This is a genomic window from Streptomyces sp. XH2 (assembly GCF_049725035.1).
Classification (GTDB): Bacteria; Actinomycetota; Actinomycetes; order Streptomycetales; family Streptomycetaceae; genus Streptomyces; species Streptomyces roseoverticillatus.
The window spans coordinates 58268-76894 of record NZ_JBMMMZ010000006.1 but is presented as its reverse complement, the minus strand read 5'-3'; the positions used below and the strand labels follow the sequence as shown (position 1 = coordinate 76894).

The window sequence follows — 18627 nt, the reverse complement described above, 5'->3', positions numbered from 1 at the left end:
GACTCAGGCTTCCGGGACCTCCGCAGCCTCCATCCACGCCTCGAAGATCCGCGAACGGCCGTCCAACGGCAGCTCGTCCAGAGCCGCCGCCATGGCCTTCTTGTCGGTCGCGACCGCGACCAGGGCCGCGTCCATGGCGTGGATCTTGGTGACGTCCGAGACCTTGTCGGAGCCGAGCGCGTCGATGTGCGCCAGCACGGCCTTGAGGTCACCGCCCGGCACGGTGGCCAACGGACGAAGATGAATCGTTTCGCCGGCGGGGCCGATGAAGGTCAGGCCGGCGGACGCCTTGCTCTCGGCCTCGGCCTTGAGATCAGCGAAGTTCAGGGTGGTCAAGCAGAGGTCTTTCTCAACGGGCCGCGAGGGTGGATCCCACCGCTGCGGCTACCGGGCTGCGCCGGCGGAAGTGCGGGAGGTCAGAGCGGGTAGCGCTCGGTCACGGTGCCGGTGGAGCCGCCGTAGCCGAGGATGGTGGCCTTCACGGGCACCTCGGAAAGGGCGGCCGGGTCCAGAGTGATGGAGTCGCCGCCGATGATCGCCACCTTGGGGTAGTGCCAGGCGACGGCGTTGTCCCCGTCCGTGCCGACGATCAGCAGGGCCTTTTCCGTGGCCGTGGGGTTCAGCGGGATGTTAAAGCCGACCGGCTTGGAGGTGACGGGGTCGGTGATGACCGCCTCGTCCCCGGCCCCGTAGTAGAGCTTGTACGTCTCGACGGTGAAGTCCTCAAGATTCACCGTGAGCGCGTACGTCTTCTTCGGGTTGGTCTGCTTGATATTCGGGTTCTGCCAGGACCCCAGGGTCTCGGCATCGTCGCCGTCCACGGACATCTCGATGCCGTTCTCCAGCGAGGTGTTGCCCACGTCCCGCCAGGCGGTGGACTTCACTCCGCCGACCTGCGGCATCGTCGCGTTCGGGTCCTGCGGAAGGATGGGAAGCGCCGGCATCGGGGTGCCAACTTCCGCCACGTATACGTACCCCTGCGAGGGGTTGATGACGGGTTCGATCTTCTCGGCCAAGGGCCGCCTTTCAAGCATGCCGACGGCCCGCCCAGGAAGCCCCGGGCGGGCCGTCGTCGGTCGTTCGTATACGAGGGGGTCAGGTGGTGTCTGCCGGGTGGTGTGACCAGCAGGCGTTCATGTCACTCCGACGCTGATGCGGGCGTGGCGATCTGCCGGACCGCGGAGAGGGATCGTCGCCTGAGCATGCAGCCGACGCCGCGGGGCCCGGGCCGTGTTCCGGCGCCCTGCTCACTCGGCCGGCACGGGCCTGAAGCGCACGGACCGGACGTGGAGTGTGTCCGGCTGCCGGCCGCTCAGGGGGGCGAGGGTGGTCTCGGTGCCCGCGCACCCCAAACGCTCGTACACGTCGGCATAGGCGTCGGTGCTGTTCTGCACGCCGTACACGTAATCCTGGTCAGCCTCGCCGTCGACGACGTCTACACATTCGTTCAAGGACGGGTCGTCCAGCTTGCCCTGCGTCAGGACTCCCCCGTCGTCCTTGTAATAGGAGAAATTACCTGCGGCCTCCGCGTACGCGGAGGTGGAGACCGACAGGGCCAGGGTGAGAGCACTCGCCAGGGTGAGCAGCGCGCGGCGCAGGCGCATGGGGGTTCCCTTCGACGGGGACGCGGGTGGGGCCGATCGGTCCCCATGGTGCTGGCGATCCGGTCCGGAAATACGCCGATGGGCCGGTTCACGGGTCTACTCCACCCCAAGGCGTGAACTCCCCGCCCGTCGGGCGACGTTGGCGACCCGCTCCCCTGCGCCACCGGCCCGCCGTCCGGCAACACGGAGCATTCCGCCTTCACCTATTCGTGGCGTAACCGACTTTCCTCTTGTGTGGTTATCAGGCCGAAGCGTCCGGACTCAGATCATCCGGTTTTCCTGCTTCGGCCTTTGCCCCCACTCGAGTGAGGACACTCATGACCGCAAGCATCCGCACCCGTCTCGCCGCCGCGCTGGGCTCCCTGGCCCTGGCCGCCGCGGGGGCCGTCGTCGTCGCCCCGGCCGCGCACGCCAGCGGCCCCGAGTGTGCCAACCAGCTCGCGGGCGGCAGCCCGGCCCGCAGCACCAGCCTTGGGGAGATCTCCTGCAAGGTCGGCTCGGCCGGCCTCCCGACGGTCAGTGACGCGGGGTGCAAGGTGCTGCTCACCCAGCTCGCCCAGATCAGCGGGATGAAGGCCGACAGTGCCTGCTCCGCGGCCCGCCGCTGAGCCGAGTACAAGAAGCGCTGTGAGCACACCGCTGCTCACAGCGCACTCCAGCCAGCGATGCACCCCCAGCGCACCCAGTCATCAGGCTCCTTTAGCTAGGAGCCAGCCCACTGGTGGGCGACGCGCGTCGACCACACGTCGGAGCCCTTGACGGACACGTCGTACTCGTAGACCTGGCCGACCATCGGGTACGGCTCGGGGGCCACGTGGACCTGCCGATAGCCGTTCTCGTTCGGGGGCCGGCCAGGGGCGGTGACGGTCCGCAGAAGTGTGCCGTTCTTGAAGATGCGGATGGTGTAGTCCTCCGCGCCTTCGACCGGCAGCCACATCACGTGCACCTCGTTCGGTGCGCCGCCGTCCCGCCAGACCTGCACGTCCTTTGGGGCCTCCGGGGTGGGGGCCGGCAGGGTCACGGTGAAGGCGAAGCGCCGCCCGGCCCGGTCCTCGAAGGAGCCGGCGAAGCGGGTGGCGGTGCCGGGGTAGGTGTGGTGGCAGGTCACCGCGGACTCGATTCCGGGAATGTCCACGATCTCCGCCGTCATCAGTCACCCCAGGTGATCTGACCCTTGCCCGCGACGGCGTTGCGAATGGTGGCGGACACCTTGCGCGGGTCGTCCTCGAAGTAGTCGAGCCGGATGTCCAGGTCGCGCGGGAGCCGTACGGTCACCGTGGCGGTGGCGGTGTGGCCCTCGAAGCCGGCGTCCTTCCAGGACGGCACGGTGACCGTGATGGTCTTCTCGCCGTCGGCCGTGAAGGCGTGCCGCTCGGTGAGCTTGCCGGCCGAGACGGCGGGGATGGACAGCGGGGACCCGTCGCCCCAGTTCACCGTCACGCCGGGCTTGACGCCGGTGGCCGACAGTACGCCCTCGAAGTTCGAGTCGGCGTCCATGGCCCAGGAGATTTCCACGGGCAGGACGGGCGCGGTTGTCATGGTCTTGGTGTTGCCGTCGGCGTCGGTGACCGTGACCGTGTGCGCGCCGAGCGTCTTGTACTCGTGCTCGACCACGACCGGGTCGGCTGCGATAGCGATGTCGGCCATGTGACCGTCTCCCCATTCCAAGCGTGCGGGACCGGCGGCTGCGCCGGCCACCTGCGCGCGGTAGTACCTGCCGTCGTCCCGGTCCGCCGCGAGCGCCAGAGTCAGCGACGGGCGAGCGGTCAGGGGGCGGGCGTTGAGCTGATAGGTGGCCGTGAACCGGCAGGCCCCCGGGTGGCCGGCGGTCAGGGCGTCGCCCGTCATGAACGGGCCGGTGACCTCGGTGAAGCGGCTGAGGTAGCCGTCAGCTCCCCGGTGCTGGTCCCGGCACGCGGCCAGCAGCGCGCCCCGGGCCTGCCGGGCGAGGAGCGAAGCGGCCGGGCGGGAAGCGGCCAGGGCCTCGACGGTGAACATGCCGGAGTCGATGAAGCGCGGGTCGCGGGCCTTGCCGCCCACGCGGCGGGCGACGACCAGCGGCAGCAGCCCGGCCCAGTGCTGCGGCATCGCCACCCGCACCGCCGTGCCGACGGGCAGGTAGGCGCGCAGCGCGTCCAGAACGAGCGCTTCGGTATCGGGCAGGACGTACACGTTCACCTCCGGCTGCGGGGGCCGCGTCCCGCGCCCACTACGTGCTCGATGGCGTGGATGCCCTCGACCCATTCGCCGGTCTTGGTGAAGTGGCCGTAGTTGATCGAGGCGCTGTTGCGGTCCTCAAGGTCGACCGAGTAGCCCTTGCGGTGTCGGCGGACCTTGATGCCGTGCTCGAACGCGCCGGTCTTGCGGTGCGGGGCAGCTGCGGCCTTGATCTCGCCCGCCATGACCGTGGCGTGGGCCTTGAGAACCTGCATGACGCCGGGCATGCCGGCCACGGTCTTATGGATGTTGGGCTTCACGTACGCCACCGCTGCCTCCTTCGATGACGGCGGACAGGTAGCGGGTGCGGCGCGAGGCCCCGTGCACGCGCGGCGGGTCCACGATGTGCCAGGGCTCGCCGTCGATCTCGACCCGCGCCCATACCTGGGCGGCCTCGCACGGTCCCGTGAGCACTTTCAGACGCACGGGTGCCGCCCAGCCCGTCGCAACCCCTTCGGGGGCGTCCACGGGCTGGGCGAAGGCGCGCACGGTCACCGGTTCACCGAGGCCCGGGGCGGTGCCGCCGTAGCCGTCGCTCGTCTCGGTCGGCGGGAAGATGCGCAGCTCGACGGGGGCCCGGCGGTCGAAGATCACACAAGCCCCCGCTGGTCGGACGGGTCCGGGTACGGGTAGCCGGCGCACCGGTCGGTGAGGACGACGGCCCGGACGGTCTCCAGCGAGCGCAGGGCGCTGCGGCCGGACAGCCGCTCGATCAGCAGTTGTTCGCCCTTCGACAGCGAGCCGCCCACCGCGCCCTGCTCGGGCATGCGGTAGCTGTACTCACCGGCCGATTCGCTCACGAACCCTTCCGGGTTGCGGACCTTCCGTTCGGCGACCGCCAGGACGATGGCCTTGACCGCCGCCGGCACTGGCCGGGGGCAGCCGTCGACGACCGCGCCCCAGGACGGATTCCCGTATGCCCGCACGATCGCCGAGGCGTCGTCCAGGGCGGCCTCGGCCTGCTGCCGGTCGGCCCCTGTGAAGGTGCCGCCGTAGCGGCGTTCCAGTTCGGCGAGGTCGGCGAGCCGGCCCGCGGACTGTGTGTCCGTCACGCGGGGCCTGCCTTACTTACCGGTGCCGTTGCCCTTGAGGGTGATCGGCACGTACCGGCAGAACTCCGCGAGACCGGTGATCGGGTCGGGGCCCTCGAACAGCGGCTTGGCGCCCGCGAAGACGTCGCAGATCGACAGGTCGGAAAGGCCGGCGGTGTCCCAGTCCTGGATCCAGCGCATCGCGTAGCCCTGGTAGGACTCCGAGCCCGAGTGCTTGGCGCCCATGGACGCCTGCGGGGCCCGCACGACCAGGGCGAATGCCTCACGGGTCATCGCCAGCGCGCCGCCCTTGATGTAGTTCGACTTGAAGACCTGGAAGTTGAGGATGTCGCCGACGTTCGCGCTGCGCAGGGCCTCGGTGCTGCCGGACTGGTCGGCGCGGACGAACAGATCGTCCTTGAGCAGTTCACCGTAGAAGGCGGGCGAGACGACCAGGATGCGGCCGGTGTCCGGGACGTTGGCCTCGTCCATGGTGACGCCGGCTGCGATGATGGCCTCGCGCACCGCCTTGGCCTTGGACGGGTCGACCGTGGCCGTCTCCGGGACGGCCTTGATGGCGGTGTTCATCGGTTCCGCGATCGTGCCCTCGATGCGCTCGCCGATCTTGCGGACCTGCGGAGCAAGGACCTGCTTGGCGAAGGACTCGAGGTCCAGTGTCAGCTCACGCGAGGTGACCTTGACCGGGTGAATGAAGTGGTGGTCCAAGCGGACCGGCACCGAGGACTCGCGGACGTCGAGATAGCCCTGGGTGCCGCTGCCGATCGTCGGCGTGGCAGTGCCGGCGTCGTGCGCCTCCTGCGTCTGGCCCGGCTTCTTGATGTTGACGAGGTTGCCCACCTCGCCGGTGAACTCGCTCTCGGCGTCCCGGTGGACCAGCCGGCCCAGGACCAGCTCGGCGGCGAGAAGGGAGAGAGCCTGACGGGCGACGTGACCGCCCGCGTTCTCCTTGGTGATGAAGCTGTGAGCCAAGGGGTGGTGCAACTACTTTCAGGTAGGCGAAAGCCCCGTGCCGGGGCAATGAAGGAACGTTTCTGCGCGGATCAGAAGCTGATGGCGCGGATGCGGCGGGTGATCGCCTCGGGGTCGTGCTCGGCCGGCGCGTCGGGCTCCAGCCCGCCCTTGCCGGTGACGGGCTTCGGGGCGACCAGTGCGGCGAGCTTGCGGGCATCGGCGGCGATCTCCGCAGCCGTCTCGCCCTTCAGACGCGCCGCAAGGTCGGCCGGCAGGTTGACGCGGGCGGCTTCCTGATGCCGGAGCACGGACACTTCCATCTCCGCCAGCCGGCTCTTGAAGCTCGCGACCTCAGCGTCCGCCGCCTTGGCCGCGTCCGCCAGGGCGCGGGCCTCCGCCTGTGCCTTCTCGTACAGCGCGCGATAGTCCACCGTGACCTCCGCCGGCTCCCCTGCCGGGGTGGGCTCAGCGGCCGGCGGTTCAGCCGGCACCGCTGCGGGCTCCTTGCCGCCGAAGACTTCGGTCGGCGTCGGAGCCGGGGCGCCCGGCGACTGCTCGGGCGCGTTCACCAGGGTCTGCTCACTCACGTGGTGCTGCTCTCCTTCTCAAGTTCTCGACGCCATTCGGCCAGCGTCAGACCGTCCTTGGACTTCTCGGCCCACAGCCGCATGTAGCGCTGGTTCGCTTCGGGGAGCGTGTGGGTGCGGGAGAAGATCGGGCGCGGTTGGCAATGACAGTCGGGGTGGTAGCGCTGCCCGTCCGACAGGCCGGCCGTCGCTGCCGACTTGTAGACCGCGCCCCGGCTGGCGAGCATCGCGCACCAGGCGCACGGGTCAGCGTCGGTCTCCCGGTAGTAGCCCAGCGCCTTCGGGTCGCCGCGTACGGCCTCGGCCAGGGCTTCGCGGCCGCCGTCCTCGGCGATCTGCGATCCGGTGCGGGCGGCTTCCTGCCGGGCGGTCGTCATGACCTCGGCCAGTTCCTTCTCGAACTCCGGGTCATCGAGCCGGCCCCGCCGCTCGGCCGCGCCCCGCGCCTTGTCCAGGCGGGCGGTCACCTCGCGGTGAAACGCGCCCTCAGCGCGCCGCTGCTCGGTGCGCTCGTCGTAGCCGGCCCACGGAGAGTCATCCACCAGCAGGTGACCACCGCGGCTCGCGGTACCGGCCTGCGCTCCGGCTGCGCGGTTGAACTCGCGCCGGAGCCCTTCGAGGGTCGGGCCCTCGGCCGTGGCCGTGCCGGGCAGGTTGACGACCGTGCCGGTCTCCAGCGCGCGCAGCAGCCGGTAGAAGGCGACGGCCAGGGCGTAGGACTTCCGCCGGCCCCGGGCGACGCGGGCCCGGTACTCGCGGCCCAGCGGCCCCGCACTGGTCCGTACGTCCTGCGCGGAGACGCCGACCAGCCATGTGGTCAGGTCGGCGGCGACCTCAGCGGCTATGCGCTCCTGCGCCCGCCGGTACAGGGCTGTCGCCCGCAGCGCGTCCGCGCTCGTCGCCATCCTTCACCCCCTCGCCGGGAGCCTTCGCCTGCTGACTCGCGGCGATCGCGCGTAGCTGCTGTTCCTGGGCGGCCTTCCACTCCTTGACCGCCTCGTCGATGTCCGACTGCGTGAAGCCGGGGACCTTGCGCAGGACGATGCCGAGCGGGACGCCGATCTGCGACAGCTTCAGGCCGGCGTCGGCGGCCTGGGCGAAGGAGCGGTTGCCCCGGTCGGCCCAGACGACTTCGGACTCTTCGTCCTCGAAGCCGGCCCGGTCGCCGGCTACCAGGGCACACAGCCTCATGACCGATTCCCAGCTCTCGCCGAACGCGGCCTGCACTTCGGCGACCTTGCGCATGAACGCGGACTCGGCCGCGGCAAGCGCGTCGGCCGCCATGTTGACCATGTCCGACATCACGTAGTGCGGCGGGGTCTCGGTGACCATGCAGGCGTGTTTGACCGCCATGGCTATGGAGTCCTGAAGATCCTTCGTGGACTGGGCGGGGAGCTGTCCGAACTCGGTTTCGGCGTTCGGGGAGACCAGCAGCGTGGAGGGGTCAAGGACCGGCGGGAGGAACGTCGGCTGCCCGTTCTCGTCGCGCACGGGGTCGCCGTACTCGTCCAGCACCTCCACCGGCGCGAGGCCGGTGGCGAAGCGGATCGCGAAGGCCCCGTAGTGCTGGGCGATGAGCATGTTGAGCGTCATCTGGTTGATGCGGTCCTGCGTGGTCATGACCCGTTCGACCAGCCCCTGAGTGCGGCCCTGCAAGTCGACCGCCGGCGCGAACCGCACGACCGGGCACACGCCCATGCCGTGCTGCTCGACCTTCGTGACCTTCGGGTCGCCGACCTCGAAATCCAGGTGGTAGACGGCCTGGTCATCGATCAGCCGGCCCGTGTGCGGGTCCTGGCCGCCGTCGCCCGGTGTGCGGTCCAGGTGCAGGGCGTACAGGGGGAAGGCGTCGAAGGTGGGGTCCTCGTAGACCGCCACCGTCTTGACCGCGTCGTACGCGCGCACCTGCGGCCGGTCCCGCTTCTCACCCGGCCGCATCCCGGGCAGGACGGTCACGTAACTGTGGCCGGCGGCGAGCGCGCCTCGGTGGACCTGGTGCTGCCGCTGGTCGAGCCGGTTGGCCTGCCACCACTTCCACTCGGGGGCGTTGGTGTCGCTGCCCGAGCGGCGGTAGCCGTCCACACCCATGGCGTTGGTCGGCGCGTCCACGATCAGCGGGACGATGTTGTCGAAGGACCGTTTCACCAGGGCCCGGAACTCCGGGTTGGCCTTCTTCGGAATGAACGGCGCGCGGTGGAAGCCCCGCAGGTACCGGTCGGCCAGGTTCAGCCGCTCGTAGTCCCGCTGGATCAGGCCACGGGCGTGGCGTGCGCGCTGCGTGAGCACGCTCGCGACCTCGGTCAAGCTGTCAATACCCTTCGTACGCGGTCAGCTGTGCCACCGCGCGCTGTGGCTTGAGCTTGCCGGACTCGATCAGTCGCCGGCGGGCGATCCAGCACAGCAGCAGGGCTGCGTACGCATCGACCTTGTGCCGGCTCTCGCGCGACTCCTTGCGGAAGCTGATGCCGTACTGATTCGGCCGCTTCCGGGCGTTCTCCACGTGCCTGCGCAGTGTGAAGTGGCCTTGGTGCAGGAGCTGGTGGGCTTCGATGGCCCCCACCATGGCCATGTTCTCCGTGGTGATCTCGCGCTGATTGGCGCGCATGTCGTAGCCCACCGCGGACCGCGCGTTCGAGCGGATCAGCAGCTTCGGGCCGTACTTCTCGGACCACTGGGCGGTGTAGGTCTCCCAGTACGCGACGTCGGAGAGGAACGCCACTACGTTGTAGGTGGTGAAGGCGTTCGCGACGGCGTCGCTGACGACTTCCTTGTCCACCTGCCAGCCGGCCCCGGCGGGACCGTCGGGCTTCTCCCACACGCCCACCGGGACGCACAGCGCATCGCGCACGCGCATGGCCACCAAGGCTGTGCTGTCGTCGGCTTCGCCGCCGTCCAGGCCGAGGACGATACGGTCGCCCGGCCGCAGGTCCCGGCCTTCGACCTCGCACCGGCCCCAGTCCTCGGGGTCGACCAGCGCGTCCTCGGCGACGGTCGTTTGGTTCAGGTACTTGCGGCGGGACTCGTCCTCGGTGGTGGACGCCGACCAGATCTCGGGCATGACGCGGTCCGGGTTGACCCAGACCGCATCGCCCCGGGCGCACAGCAGGGCGGCGCGCAACTGCTCCTCGTCGCCCAGATCCACCCCGGAGGGGGCTTCGACGCTGTCGTAGTACAGGCCGGTGGACCGGTTCTTGCCGTCGCGCTGCTTCTGGAAGTCGTACAGCGTGTTCTCGGCCACCGAGTCCTCGCCGATGACCGGGGCGTTCGTGATTTCCATGTACCGGCCTGAGACCTTGGCGGCGTTGGCCCGGATCGTGGCCGCGAGCTTGGGCCCCTGCGTGGCTGTCACCCAGTGCCACGTCTCGTTCATCAGGGCGAAGCTCGGGCGCCCGCCTTCGGCGGCCCGGTAGCTCGACGCCTTGGCCTCCAGCCGGCACCGCCGGCCGTCCGGCAGCGTCGCGTAACACTTCTCCTGCCCGAGGTCGACCGCGTACTGCGCGATCGTCTCATCCGTGAGCAAGCCCAGCAGCGCCGACATGGTGTTGGTGTTCTGCATCGCGGAGGTCGCGAAGATCTGAACCCACGGCTCCTTGGCCGGCACACCCTTGGGCGAACCGTCCGGGTGCCAGCCGCCGAAGCGGCACGGGCCCATCAGCTCGACCCAGCACACGGACGCCATCATCGGGTCCTTGCCCCAGCCCTTGAGGCGCCTGAGCGTCCCCGAGGTGTACGTGAACTCGCCCTCGGCGTCGATGGCGTACCAGCGGGCCAGGATGCGTACCTGTTCCGGGGTGTACCGCCAGTCGGCCCGGAAGTGCCGGGCCGTCCACCTCAGGATGTCCCGGGCCAGGGTCAGCTCGGGGACGGTGTCCTCGACGGTCCGTACGGGGGCGAAGACCGGCGCGGGCAAGCGCCACCCCCTTCGGTTCAGTTGGTCATGTACTGGCCTCCGCATCGCGCCGGGCCTCGGCCTCCAGCCGGGCCAGCAGCGCCGGCGGGACGTCCGCCGGGCAGGAGGTGAAGGGCTGCGTCATGTCGTGCGCCCACAGGGCCCGCGCCTGCTCGTGCGTGACGCCCTGATCCAGGCAGGCCCCGTAGTAGGCGATCGTCCGGGCGATGCGCAGGGCCTCGTTCGACGGGCCGCTTGCGGCCCTGCTCTTGCGGCGGGCCATCAGCGGCGACCTGCCCACCGGGCACCGGCCGCCGAGCGGGAGTTGTGCCCGCGCTCCGGCCCATCACCCTCGCCGCGGATCTTCGCCAGCAGCGCACCGGCGGCCTGCCGGAGCTGCCGGGCCTCGGTGATGCCGGGGTGCAGGACGAACATGCCGGCGCGGTTGCCGCCGGGCACCATCTGGCCCTCACGGCGCACGAGGTCGTCCAGGGACGCGGCCCGCGCGAGCATGGGGGCGGCGATGTCGATCGCGGCCAGGTCCGCCGGCTCCAGTTCCAGCTCGACCTCGAAGCCGTCCACGAGGGCGGCCCGGAGCTTGTCCGCGTCCTTCAGCTTGGGATCGATGCGCAGGGCGTCGTCACCTCGGGTCTCAGTACGTGGGGAAAGCGGCCCTCGGCCAAGCGGCGCAAGGGTCGAAGCGGCGAGAAGAGGGGGCCTCGGGATCGCACAGAAACCGAGCTGCTGTCACGCCCCGGTCAGGGAGAATCATGATCAGGGAGCCACCCCCCTGGGGTCGCGGCGTTCGTGATCACTCAACAGCGACTGATCACGCGACACGAACGACAAGTGATCAACAACGTTGAAGCGACAGCGAAGGAGCGAGCCGCATCACCAGACGCGGCAACACCTCGGCCCTGTCCATCGGGGGCACGCCTCGACGGGCACCACGCCCAGGCATCGTCGGCAGGGCCAGCGCACCGGCACGGTTCGACAACGCGTTGAGCAACGCGGCGAACATCACCGGGCCACGCCCTCCACACCCACCGGCCACGCGCTCCGCGCGGGCCACCCTCCCGGCCCGTCCCAGGGGTGCGGACAGGGGTCTGGTCGGGAACCACCAGGGGTATTGCCGCAGGGCCGAGAGGACTTACAGAGCCCCAGGGTGGGGCCTGCGACTGCGGGGCACCTCTCGGGCCTCGCGAGCCCGCCTCCGGCCGGCCGCCGCTTCCTGCGCCGTCTTACGGGCGTGGTGCCAGTGGCACAACGACCACAACGCCTCGGGCCGGTGATCGTGCGGGTCGAAGCGGTGGTCCACCTCGGACGCCTCCTCGAAGCACGGCAGGCCCGTGTCGTACCGGACCCACTGGCACAGGTGCGCGTCCCGCAGCAGGACGGCGGCACGGATGCGCGGCCAGTTTCGGGGAAGTTGAGCACGGCGAGTGCTGGTGGACCAGTGACCGCTCACCGAGTCCCGCTGAGGTACGCCGCAAATACGGGTCATAACCCTCGGCTAGCCCATCCATGCGGCTGAACTTTTCGTGATCCAGGGCCAGTTGCCCCATTCGGGGTGCGTAGAGTGGGACGCATCCACACACCAGGGGAGGGCCCTTGACCAGGCAAGACCTTGCCCAGCGAAATGAAAGGCCACAGATTGAATTCCGCTGCGGTGGGCTTTACTTGGCCGTTCAGCGCATTCCCTCGTGGCTGATAGCGATTGCGACCACCCTCGTCAGCAGCGGGGCTGCTTGGTGGCTTCACTGAGCACCAAAGCCAACGCAGTGAACTGTCGCCCCGCCCGGGGTCGAACCGTGGGAGGAGAGTCACCACGGGACCGCGCCGGACGGGGCAACGCAGGGCCGCGCTACGGGGCGTCGCTCCGATACTGCGCACGCACGCGCGTGGCGCTCTCGGCCTTGCACCCTGATTAAGTTCGGGTGGGGTACAGCAGGTGGAGCGGTCGGCACGGTGCCCCGCTGGGCGCCCTGAGCATCACGCCCAGCAGAAAAGGCGCTGCCCGTTCCTTCTTCTTCTAGTGCGTATTAGGGAAAAGAGGTACGGGCAGCACCCTTTTCGCTGTGCCCTCGATGCGAGGTCACGCGGCGGCAGCTCGCGTTCCGATCCCATCGTCGTGCTTACCATCCGGTTGCTGCGCCACCGGTTTTCCCGCCTTCGCCCACTTGATCGTCACCCGCTGGTTGCCGTCGAACCTTGTCCCCTTCTTCGGAGACTTCTTGACGGTCACGTAATCGATCGCCAAGCGGAGCAGGTCCCGTTGCATGGGCAGGGTGGCCGTATCCCAGAGCTCTTGGACCTGCTCCGGCTCAGTCAGGAATCCCACGGCGTCCAACGATGTTGTGGGTCCGTGTTCGGCGAGCAGTGCCCGGGCGTCCTTGAGGTCTTGGAGCGCTTCCCTCTCGTGCTCTTCGAAGAGGTCTTCCATCAGGTCGTAACGGCCCTTGTTCCGGTCCATCATGAGCCGCCGCATCCGCTTTTGAGCCGTTTCTACGGCCTCCAGGGCCTCTCGGTGAGCTTGGGTCTCCTCAGGCCGGGTGAGGAGCGCCCAGCGTTCCGCGACGGCCAGCAGCAACGGGTCTTTGGCATCCGAACCGCCGATGCGGTTGATCCAGCGAACGGCCGCGTAGTCCTCAAGAGGCTTCTTGGACACGAACGCGGGAGCGGGGCAATCCAGGCCCTGCTGGTGATGCCGGTAGCACCCGTAGGACTCCCGCGACACCGTGACCATAGGACCCTTGCAGCCGTGACACCGTAGGGCATCGGCGAGTAGCGATTGCGCTTTCCCTTGCTGGGGGAGCTGATGACTGTTGGGTGCCGGGTCCTGCCGGCTGAGGTGCTGCCTGGCCTTCTTGACGATCGTCGCGGGGATGGGTTCGAACCCCTCGGCGAACACGCCGACCCGGCGCCCTCGCGCGTTCTTGTAGACGAGATTCACGGGTGAGTTTCCAGCCGGGTTCCGAATGATCTGCCAGCCCTCGTACACGGGGTGGTTGACGATTCGGCTCAGCGTGGATACGGACCACGCCTTGCCACCGGGGGACAACTCGCCCTCCCGGTTCATGTCGAGCACCAGTCCCCGGCCGGACACCTTCCCCTCGGCGAGGGTGTAAAAGATCCGTTCCACCACGGGCCACCGCTCGCCGTGCTCCAGCTTTCGGTCCCGGTTGGGCCTGAGTCCGAACGGGTGGACACCCAGCCACTCGCCTCGCTCACGCTGTACCTGCTTGGTCTGCACCACGTTGTGTGAGAGGCGTTCGGAGTACTCGCGAGCCTGCTCGGCATAGTCGATGATCCGGCGTCGGTCCCCGGGCTCCATGGAGTCCAAGCGGTCGTACCAGAAGATGACGCGCACCTTGCCGATGACCCTTAGAAGATCTTCGGCGCCCTTGCGGCTGAACCGGTCCAGCCGGTAGCACCACAGGACGCTGATCTTTCCTGCGGCGAGAGCGGCTAGCGCCTCGTCGAAGTCCTCGCGTTCCCGGTCCTTGAACGCGGAGCCCAGCTCTGCCCAGACGAACTCCGGGGGCACCTCGGCCCCGGCCTCTGCGGCCTCCCGGTGGCCGGTGTCGATCTGCGCCTCGGTGCTCAGCTCACGACGCCGGTCGCCCTTCCCATAGACCTTCGACTTACGGGCGAGGATGCCCCAGCGGGGGCGCTCGGGTGCCGTGCCCATGTCTTCCATCTTCACTCTGACCTGCGGTTTTCGCTCGTTGAGGCAAGGTGTCAGAGTGCTTCCGCCTCCTTGGAGCCGGTGAAGTACAGCAGGCCCGCTCCCCAGGCGTCCGGCGGCAGGACGCGCAGGTCGACCTGCAGGCCCTTCGTCGTGCGGATGGAGGTCTTCTTCTCGCCGTGCGCGATGACCTCGGCGGTGACCGGCAGCTCGGTGAGGGCTTCCATCAGCGGGTCGGAGCGGTCGGCGGCTACGAGGATGTCGACGTCGCCGATGGTCTCGCGCATCCGGCGCAGCGAGCCCGCGTACGCGCACCGCTCGCACCCGGCCACGCCGGAGAGCTCGCCGGTGATCTGTTCGGCGACGTCCATGGCGGCGTCGATCAGGATGCGGCCGCCGGCCTGCTGCAGCAGGGCGATGCCGTGCAGGATGTTCTCCTCGGTGCGGGCGCCGAAGCCCTTGAGATCGCGGAGCCTGTGGTCGTGGAGGGCGTCGAGGAGCTGGTCGACGGAGGAGATGTGCAGTTCCTCGTAGAGGAGCATGGCCTTCTTGGGGCCGAGCATGGGGATGGCGATCAGTTCGCGCACGCCGGCGGGGATGACCGCCCGGGCCTCCTCGACCATGGCGACGTGGCCGGTCCGCAGGTATTCGAGGACCTTCTCGGCGATCGACTTGCCGACGCCGGGGATGGCGAGGAGGCCCTTGAGGTCGAGGCGGGAGACGTCGGCGTGATGGCCGCCGATGGCGCGGGCGGCCTTCTCGTAGGCGCGCGCCTTGTAGGCGTCGCCGCCGGTGATGGTGACGAGGTCGGCGTACTCCTGCAGCAGCGCCTCGACCTCTTCGTTGGGCCGGGCCATGGGTCTGCTGTTCCCCCTGGGACCACACTCCACACATTCCTCGGTAAATCCCACCATTTTTACAATGAAGGGCAGGGGGACGGACAGCACCCGCGGGAGGTGGTTGAACCATGAAACTCGCACTCGCGGGAGACACCATGCTGGGCCGGGAGGTCGCCGGGCGGCTGGCCACCGACCCGCCGGAGAGCCTCTTCGCCGACGACGTGGTGGCCGTCGCGCACGAGGCCGACGCCTTCGTCCTCAACCTGGAGTGCGCGGTCTCCGCGCGCGGCGAGCGCTGGCGGGACCCGTTCAAACCGTTCTTCTTCCGGGCGCCGCCCGTGGCCGTGCGCGCCCTGCAGCACCTCGGGGTCACCTGCGTGAACCTGGCCAACAACCACGCCCTGGACTACGGCCCCGAGGCCCTGCTCGACACCGTCCGCCACCTCGCCGACGCCGGGATCGCCTGGACCGGGGCCGGCCGGGACGAGGAGACCGCGCGGCAGCCGGCGGTCGTCGAGCGGGGCGGCCTGCGGCTGGGCGTCATCGGGGTCACCGACCACCCGCGCGACTTCGCCGCGGGCCCGGACCGGCCGGGCGTCGCCCATGCGGATCTGGAGACCGGCGCCCCGGTCTGGCTGCTGCGGACCGTCACGGGCCTCGCCACGGACGTCACGCTCGTCACCCCGCACTGGGGGCCGAACATGACCCGCGGGCCCGCCGCGTACATCCGCCGCGCCGCGCAGGAGTTCCTCGCCGCGGGTGCCACGCTCGTCGCCGGGCACTCCGCGCACGTCTTCCACGGCGTCGCGGACCGGATTCTCTACGACCTCGGGGACTTCGTCGACGACTACGCGACGGACGACGACCTCCGCAACGACCTGGGCCTGCTCTTCCTCGTCACCTTCGACGGCACCTGCCCCGTCCGCGTGGAGGCGGTGCCGCTGGCGCTCGACTTCTGCCGCACGCGGCTCGCGGACGCGGCGGAGGCCGCGTGGATCGCCCGCAGGTTCCGCCAGGCCTGTGCCGCGTTCGGCACGGAGGTGACGGAGGCGGGCGGGCGTCTCGTGGTGGAGTGGGGCGAAGGGTGAGCCGCCCGTGTCCAGGAGGCCTGCACGGCGCTTAAGCGGGTGCTCGGCGGTGCGGTGCGCCGCTCCCGCGGTGGGCCGCCCGGACGGGACGGGCCGCCCGGGCCGCCACGGCCGCCGCCTGCTGGAGGACAAGCGCTCGGGCGCCCGGTCGTGATCGAGGCGGACCTGCCGGCCGCCGCGTACGAGCAGTTGCTCGCGCTGGACCTGGAGGCTTGCGAAGGCCGGACGCTGTCCTGCGACAGGACGGGCGCCCGCCGGCCCTGAGGCCGCCGGGCGCGTGACAACGCCGGCATCGGTGCCGGTTCCGACGCCGGCTGCCCGCGGATTCCGCCGCCCCCGCCGCCATGGTGACGAGCCGTCGCGGTAGGCCGTCGTCGCCGCCGTGACGCAGGTCCGGCCGGACCGGGCGGCAGCCATGGACGGACCGAAGACGGGCGGACGGGCCCTGGGAGCGCATCCTTCTCCGGCCCCGGGCCGACAGGCCCCGAGGGCTCCCCTTCTCACGGCCCGTCCGCTACGTTCGCCTCGCGTACCGCCCTCCGTCACACCGACGACACGGCCCCGTCCCCGGCGCTCGCTGCTCTTGGAGCACCCGGCTCCAGTCCCGACTCCCGCGAGGTCCTCACACCCATGCCTGAACTCAACCGGCGGCGGTTCCTCCAGATCGCCGGCACGACCGCGGGCTACGCGGCCCTGTCGAACAGCATCGACCGTGCCGCCGCGATCCCCGCCCGCCGCCGTGCCGGCACCATCCAGGACGTCGAGCACATCGTCGTCCTGATGCAGGAGAACCGTTCCTTCGACCACTACTTCGGCACGCTGAAGGGCGTGCGCGGCTTCGGCGACCCGCGCCCGGTGTCCCTGCCCAGCGGCAAGCCGGTGTGGCACCAGTCGGACGGAGCCAAGGAGGTGCTCCCCTACCACCCGGACGCCGAGAACCTCGGCATGCAGTTCATCGCGGGCCTCAACCACGACTGGCAGGGCGGCCACAAGGCCTGGAACCAGGGCCGGTACGACCAGTGGCTTCCCGCCAAGGGCACCGGGACGATGGCCTACCTGACGCGCGAGGACATCCCCTTCCACTACGCGCTCGCCGACGCGTTCACCGTGTGCGACGCCTACCACTGCTCGTTCATCGGGGCGACCGACCCCAACCGCTACTACCTGTGGACGGGCCACACCGGCAACGACGGCAAGGGCGGCGGCCCCGTCCTCGGCAACGAGGAGGCGGGCTACGACTGGACGACGTACCCGGAGCGGCTGGAGAAGGCCGGCGTCTCGTGGAAGATCTACCAGGACGAGGGCGACGGCCTCGACAAGGCGGGCTCCTGGGGCTGGATCGAGGACGCGTACCGCGGCAACTACGGCGACAACTCGCTCCTCTACTTCAACAGCTTCCGCAACGCCAAGCCCGGTGAGCCCCTCTACGAGAAGGCGCGCACCGGCACGAACGTGAAGAAGGGCGGCGGCTACTTCGACGTCCTCAAGGCGGACGTCAAGGCCGGCAAGCTGCCGCAGGTCTCCTGGATCGCCGCCCCGGAGGCCTTCTCCGAGCACCCGAACTGGCCGGTCAACTACGGCGCCTGGTACATCGCCCAGGTCCTGGACGCCCTCACCTCGAACCCCGAGGTGTGGAGCAGGACGGCCCTGTTCATCACGTACGACGAGAACGACGGCTACTTCGACCACGTCCTGCCGCCGTTCCCGCCCGCCGATGCCGGCCGGGGCCTCTCCACGGTGGACGCCTCCCTCGACGTCTTCGCCGGCAACGCCCGCTACGGCGCCGGCCCCTACGGGCTCGGACAGCGCGTGCCCATGCTCGTGGTCTCCCCGTGGAGCACCGGCGGCTTCGTGTGCTCGGAGGTCTTCGACCACACCTCGGTCATCCGCTTCGTGGAGCGGCGCTTCGGGGTGCGCGAGCCCAGCATCTCGCCGTGGCGCCGCGCGATCTGCGGCGACCTCACCTCGGCCTTCGACTTCGGCCTCCGGGACACCGGCCCGGCCCGTCTGCCGGACACCGCGGCCTACGAGCCGCCGGACCGCAAGCGCCACCCCGACTACGTGCCGAAGCCGCCCGCGGGCCCCTCCCTGCCCGCGCAGGAGAAGGGCTCGCGGCCCACCCGCCCGCTGCCGTACGCGCCGCTGGTGGACGGCTCCGCGACCCCGTCCACCGGGCGGTTCACGCTCACGTTCGGCGGCGGCGACGCGGCGGGCGTGTGCTTCACCGTCACCTCCGGCAACCGGACCGACGGCCCGTGGACGTACACGGCAGGCAAAGGCAAGCAGCTCTCGGACACCTGGAACACCGCCTACTCCAAGGGCACCTACGACCTGTCCGTGTTCGGCCCGAACGGCTTCCTGCGCACCTTCCGCGGGCCGGGCAAGGCGGCGGGGCCGGAGGTCATCGCCCGTCACGACGCCCGCACCGGCGGGGTCACGCTGACGATGACGAACGCGGGCAACAGCACCTGCAACCTGACCGTCACCGACGCCTACGGCGGGAAGAAGGAGACGTTCCGGGTGCCCGCGGGCGGGCGGCTGGTCCATGCTGTGGACCTGCGCCGCAGCAAGCGCTGGTACGACCTGACCGTCGTCTCCGACACGGACGGCACGTTCCTGCGCCGCTTCGCCGGGCACGTCGAGACCGGCGGGACGGGGGTGAGCGACCCCGCGATCCGCACGGTGTAGCGGCGCACGGAAGGGGCGGTGGTG

19 protein-coding genes and 1 pseudogene are annotated in these 18627 nt (G+C 70.0%); 3 read left to right on the top strand and 17 right to left on the bottom strand.

Annotated features, from left to right (window positions below; genetic code table 11):
* Window positions 1-3: 3 nt before the first annotated feature.
* The 3 genes from ACOTKD_RS13650 to ACOTKD_RS13640 all read right to left on the bottom strand — a co-directional run bounded on the left by ACOTKD_RS13650 (window position 4) and on the right by ACOTKD_RS13640 (window position 1604).
* Window positions 4-336: a hypothetical protein gene (locus tag ACOTKD_RS13650; RefSeq protein WP_126912863.1), complete on the bottom strand. Its 333-nt coding sequence runs from the start codon at window positions 334-336 to the stop codon at window positions 4-6.
* Window positions 337-416: 80 nt separating this feature from the next.
* Window positions 417-1016 carry a hypothetical protein gene (locus tag ACOTKD_RS13645; RefSeq protein ID WP_424889184.1) on the bottom strand — a complete coding sequence of 200 codons (600 nt, stop codon included), beginning with the start codon at window positions 1014-1016 and terminating at the stop codon, window positions 417-419.
* Window positions 1017-1247: 231 nt separating this feature from the next.
* On the bottom strand, window positions 1248-1604 hold the full coding sequence (locus ACOTKD_RS13640) for a hypothetical protein (protein WP_424889183.1): 357 nt from the start codon (window positions 1602-1604) through the stop codon (window positions 1248-1250).
* 317 nt (window positions 1605-1921) lie between these two features.
* Between ACOTKD_RS13640 and ACOTKD_RS13635 the strand changes: the two genes are divergently transcribed.
* Window positions 1922-2212 (top strand): hypothetical protein, encoded by a 291-nt coding sequence (locus ACOTKD_RS13635; RefSeq protein WP_424889182.1) that lies wholly within the window; start codon window positions 1922-1924, stop codon window positions 2210-2212.
* A 95-nt stretch (window positions 2213-2307) separates the two neighbouring features.
* Here the strand turns inward: ACOTKD_RS13635 and ACOTKD_RS13630 are convergent, their stop codons facing one another.
* From ACOTKD_RS13630 to ACOTKD_RS13565, 14 genes and pseudogenes are all read right to left on the bottom strand, one after another.
* Window positions 2308-2754, bottom strand: a complete 447-nt coding sequence (locus ACOTKD_RS13630) for a hypothetical protein (protein WP_424889181.1) — start codon at window positions 2752-2754, stop codon at window positions 2308-2310.
* On the bottom strand, window positions 2754-3782 hold the full coding sequence (locus ACOTKD_RS13625; RefSeq protein WP_424889180.1) for a hypothetical protein: 1029 nt from the start codon (window positions 3780-3782) through the stop codon (window positions 2754-2756). Before ACOTKD_RS13625 ends, ACOTKD_RS13630 begins: the two co-directional genes overlap by 1 nt.
* Window positions 3779-4090 carry a DUF5403 family protein gene (locus ACOTKD_RS13620; protein WP_424889179.1) on the bottom strand — a complete coding sequence of 104 codons (312 nt, stop codon included), beginning with the start codon at window positions 4088-4090 and terminating at the stop codon, window positions 3779-3781. The genes ACOTKD_RS13625 and ACOTKD_RS13620 overlap by 4 nt, the downstream gene beginning before the upstream one ends.
* Window positions 4062-4415, bottom strand: coding sequence for a hypothetical protein (locus ACOTKD_RS13615; RefSeq protein ID WP_424889178.1), 354 nt, complete (start codon window positions 4413-4415; stop codon window positions 4062-4064). Before ACOTKD_RS13615 ends, ACOTKD_RS13620 begins: the two co-directional genes overlap by 29 nt.
* Window positions 4412-4873, bottom strand: a complete 462-nt coding sequence (locus tag ACOTKD_RS13610) for a hypothetical protein (RefSeq protein ID WP_424889177.1) — start codon at window positions 4871-4873, stop codon at window positions 4412-4414. The genes ACOTKD_RS13615 and ACOTKD_RS13610 overlap by 4 nt, the downstream gene beginning before the upstream one ends.
* Window positions 4874-4885: 12 nt before the next feature.
* Window positions 4886-5842 (bottom strand): P22 phage major capsid protein family protein, encoded by a 957-nt coding sequence (locus ACOTKD_RS13605; protein WP_424889176.1) that lies wholly within the window; start codon window positions 5840-5842, stop codon window positions 4886-4888.
* A 71-nt stretch (window positions 5843-5913) separates the two neighbouring features.
* Window positions 5914-6411, bottom strand: a complete 498-nt coding sequence (locus ACOTKD_RS13600; RefSeq protein ID WP_424889175.1) for a hypothetical protein — start codon at window positions 6409-6411, stop codon at window positions 5914-5916.
* The gene (locus ACOTKD_RS13595; protein WP_424889174.1) at window positions 6408-7316 is read right to left on the bottom strand and encodes a hypothetical protein; all 909 of its coding nucleotides are present in this window, start codon (window positions 7314-7316) and stop codon (window positions 6408-6410) included. Before ACOTKD_RS13595 ends, ACOTKD_RS13600 begins: the two co-directional genes overlap by 4 nt.
* Window positions 7246-8715 carry a phage portal protein gene (locus ACOTKD_RS13590; protein ID WP_424889173.1) on the bottom strand — a complete coding sequence of 490 codons (1470 nt, stop codon included), beginning with the start codon at window positions 8713-8715 and terminating at the stop codon, window positions 7246-7248. Before ACOTKD_RS13590 ends, ACOTKD_RS13595 begins: the two co-directional genes overlap by 71 nt.
* A gap of 4 nt (window positions 8716-8719) precedes the next feature.
* Window positions 8720-10321 carry a terminase gene (locus ACOTKD_RS13585; protein WP_424889172.1) on the bottom strand — a complete coding sequence of 534 codons (1602 nt, stop codon included), beginning with the start codon at window positions 10319-10321 and terminating at the stop codon, window positions 8720-8722.
* Window positions 10322-10346: 25 nt separating this feature from the next.
* A complete protein-coding gene (locus tag ACOTKD_RS13580; protein WP_424889171.1) occupies window positions 10347-10583 on the bottom strand; it encodes a hypothetical protein in 237 nt (78 codons plus the stop codon).
* The gene (locus tag ACOTKD_RS13575; protein WP_424889170.1) at window positions 10583-10882 is read right to left on the bottom strand and encodes a hypothetical protein; all 300 of its coding nucleotides are present in this window, start codon (window positions 10880-10882) and stop codon (window positions 10583-10585) included. Before ACOTKD_RS13575 ends, ACOTKD_RS13580 begins: the two co-directional genes overlap by 1 nt.
* Window positions 10883-12395: 1513 nt before the next feature.
* Window positions 12396-13991, bottom strand: a complete 1596-nt coding sequence (locus ACOTKD_RS13570) for a recombinase family protein (protein ID WP_424889169.1) — start codon at window positions 13989-13991, stop codon at window positions 12396-12398.
* Window positions 13992-14059: 68 nt separating this feature from the next.
* Window positions 14060-14845, bottom strand: a pseudogene (locus ACOTKD_RS13565) (helix-hairpin-helix domain-containing protein); the annotation flags it as partial.
* 110 nt (window positions 14846-14955) lie between these two features.
* Here ACOTKD_RS13565 and ACOTKD_RS13560 point away from each other — a divergent pair.
* Entirely contained in the window at window positions 14956-15915 is a 960-nt protein-coding gene (locus tag ACOTKD_RS13560) for a CapA family protein (RefSeq protein WP_424889168.1), read from the top strand.
* A gap of 630 nt (window positions 15916-16545) precedes the next feature.
* On the top strand, window positions 16546-18603 hold the full coding sequence (locus tag ACOTKD_RS13555) for a phosphocholine-specific phospholipase C (protein WP_424889167.1): 2058 nt from the start codon (window positions 16546-16548) through the stop codon (window positions 18601-18603).
* The last annotated feature ends 24 nt before the right edge of the window (window positions 18604-18627 follow it).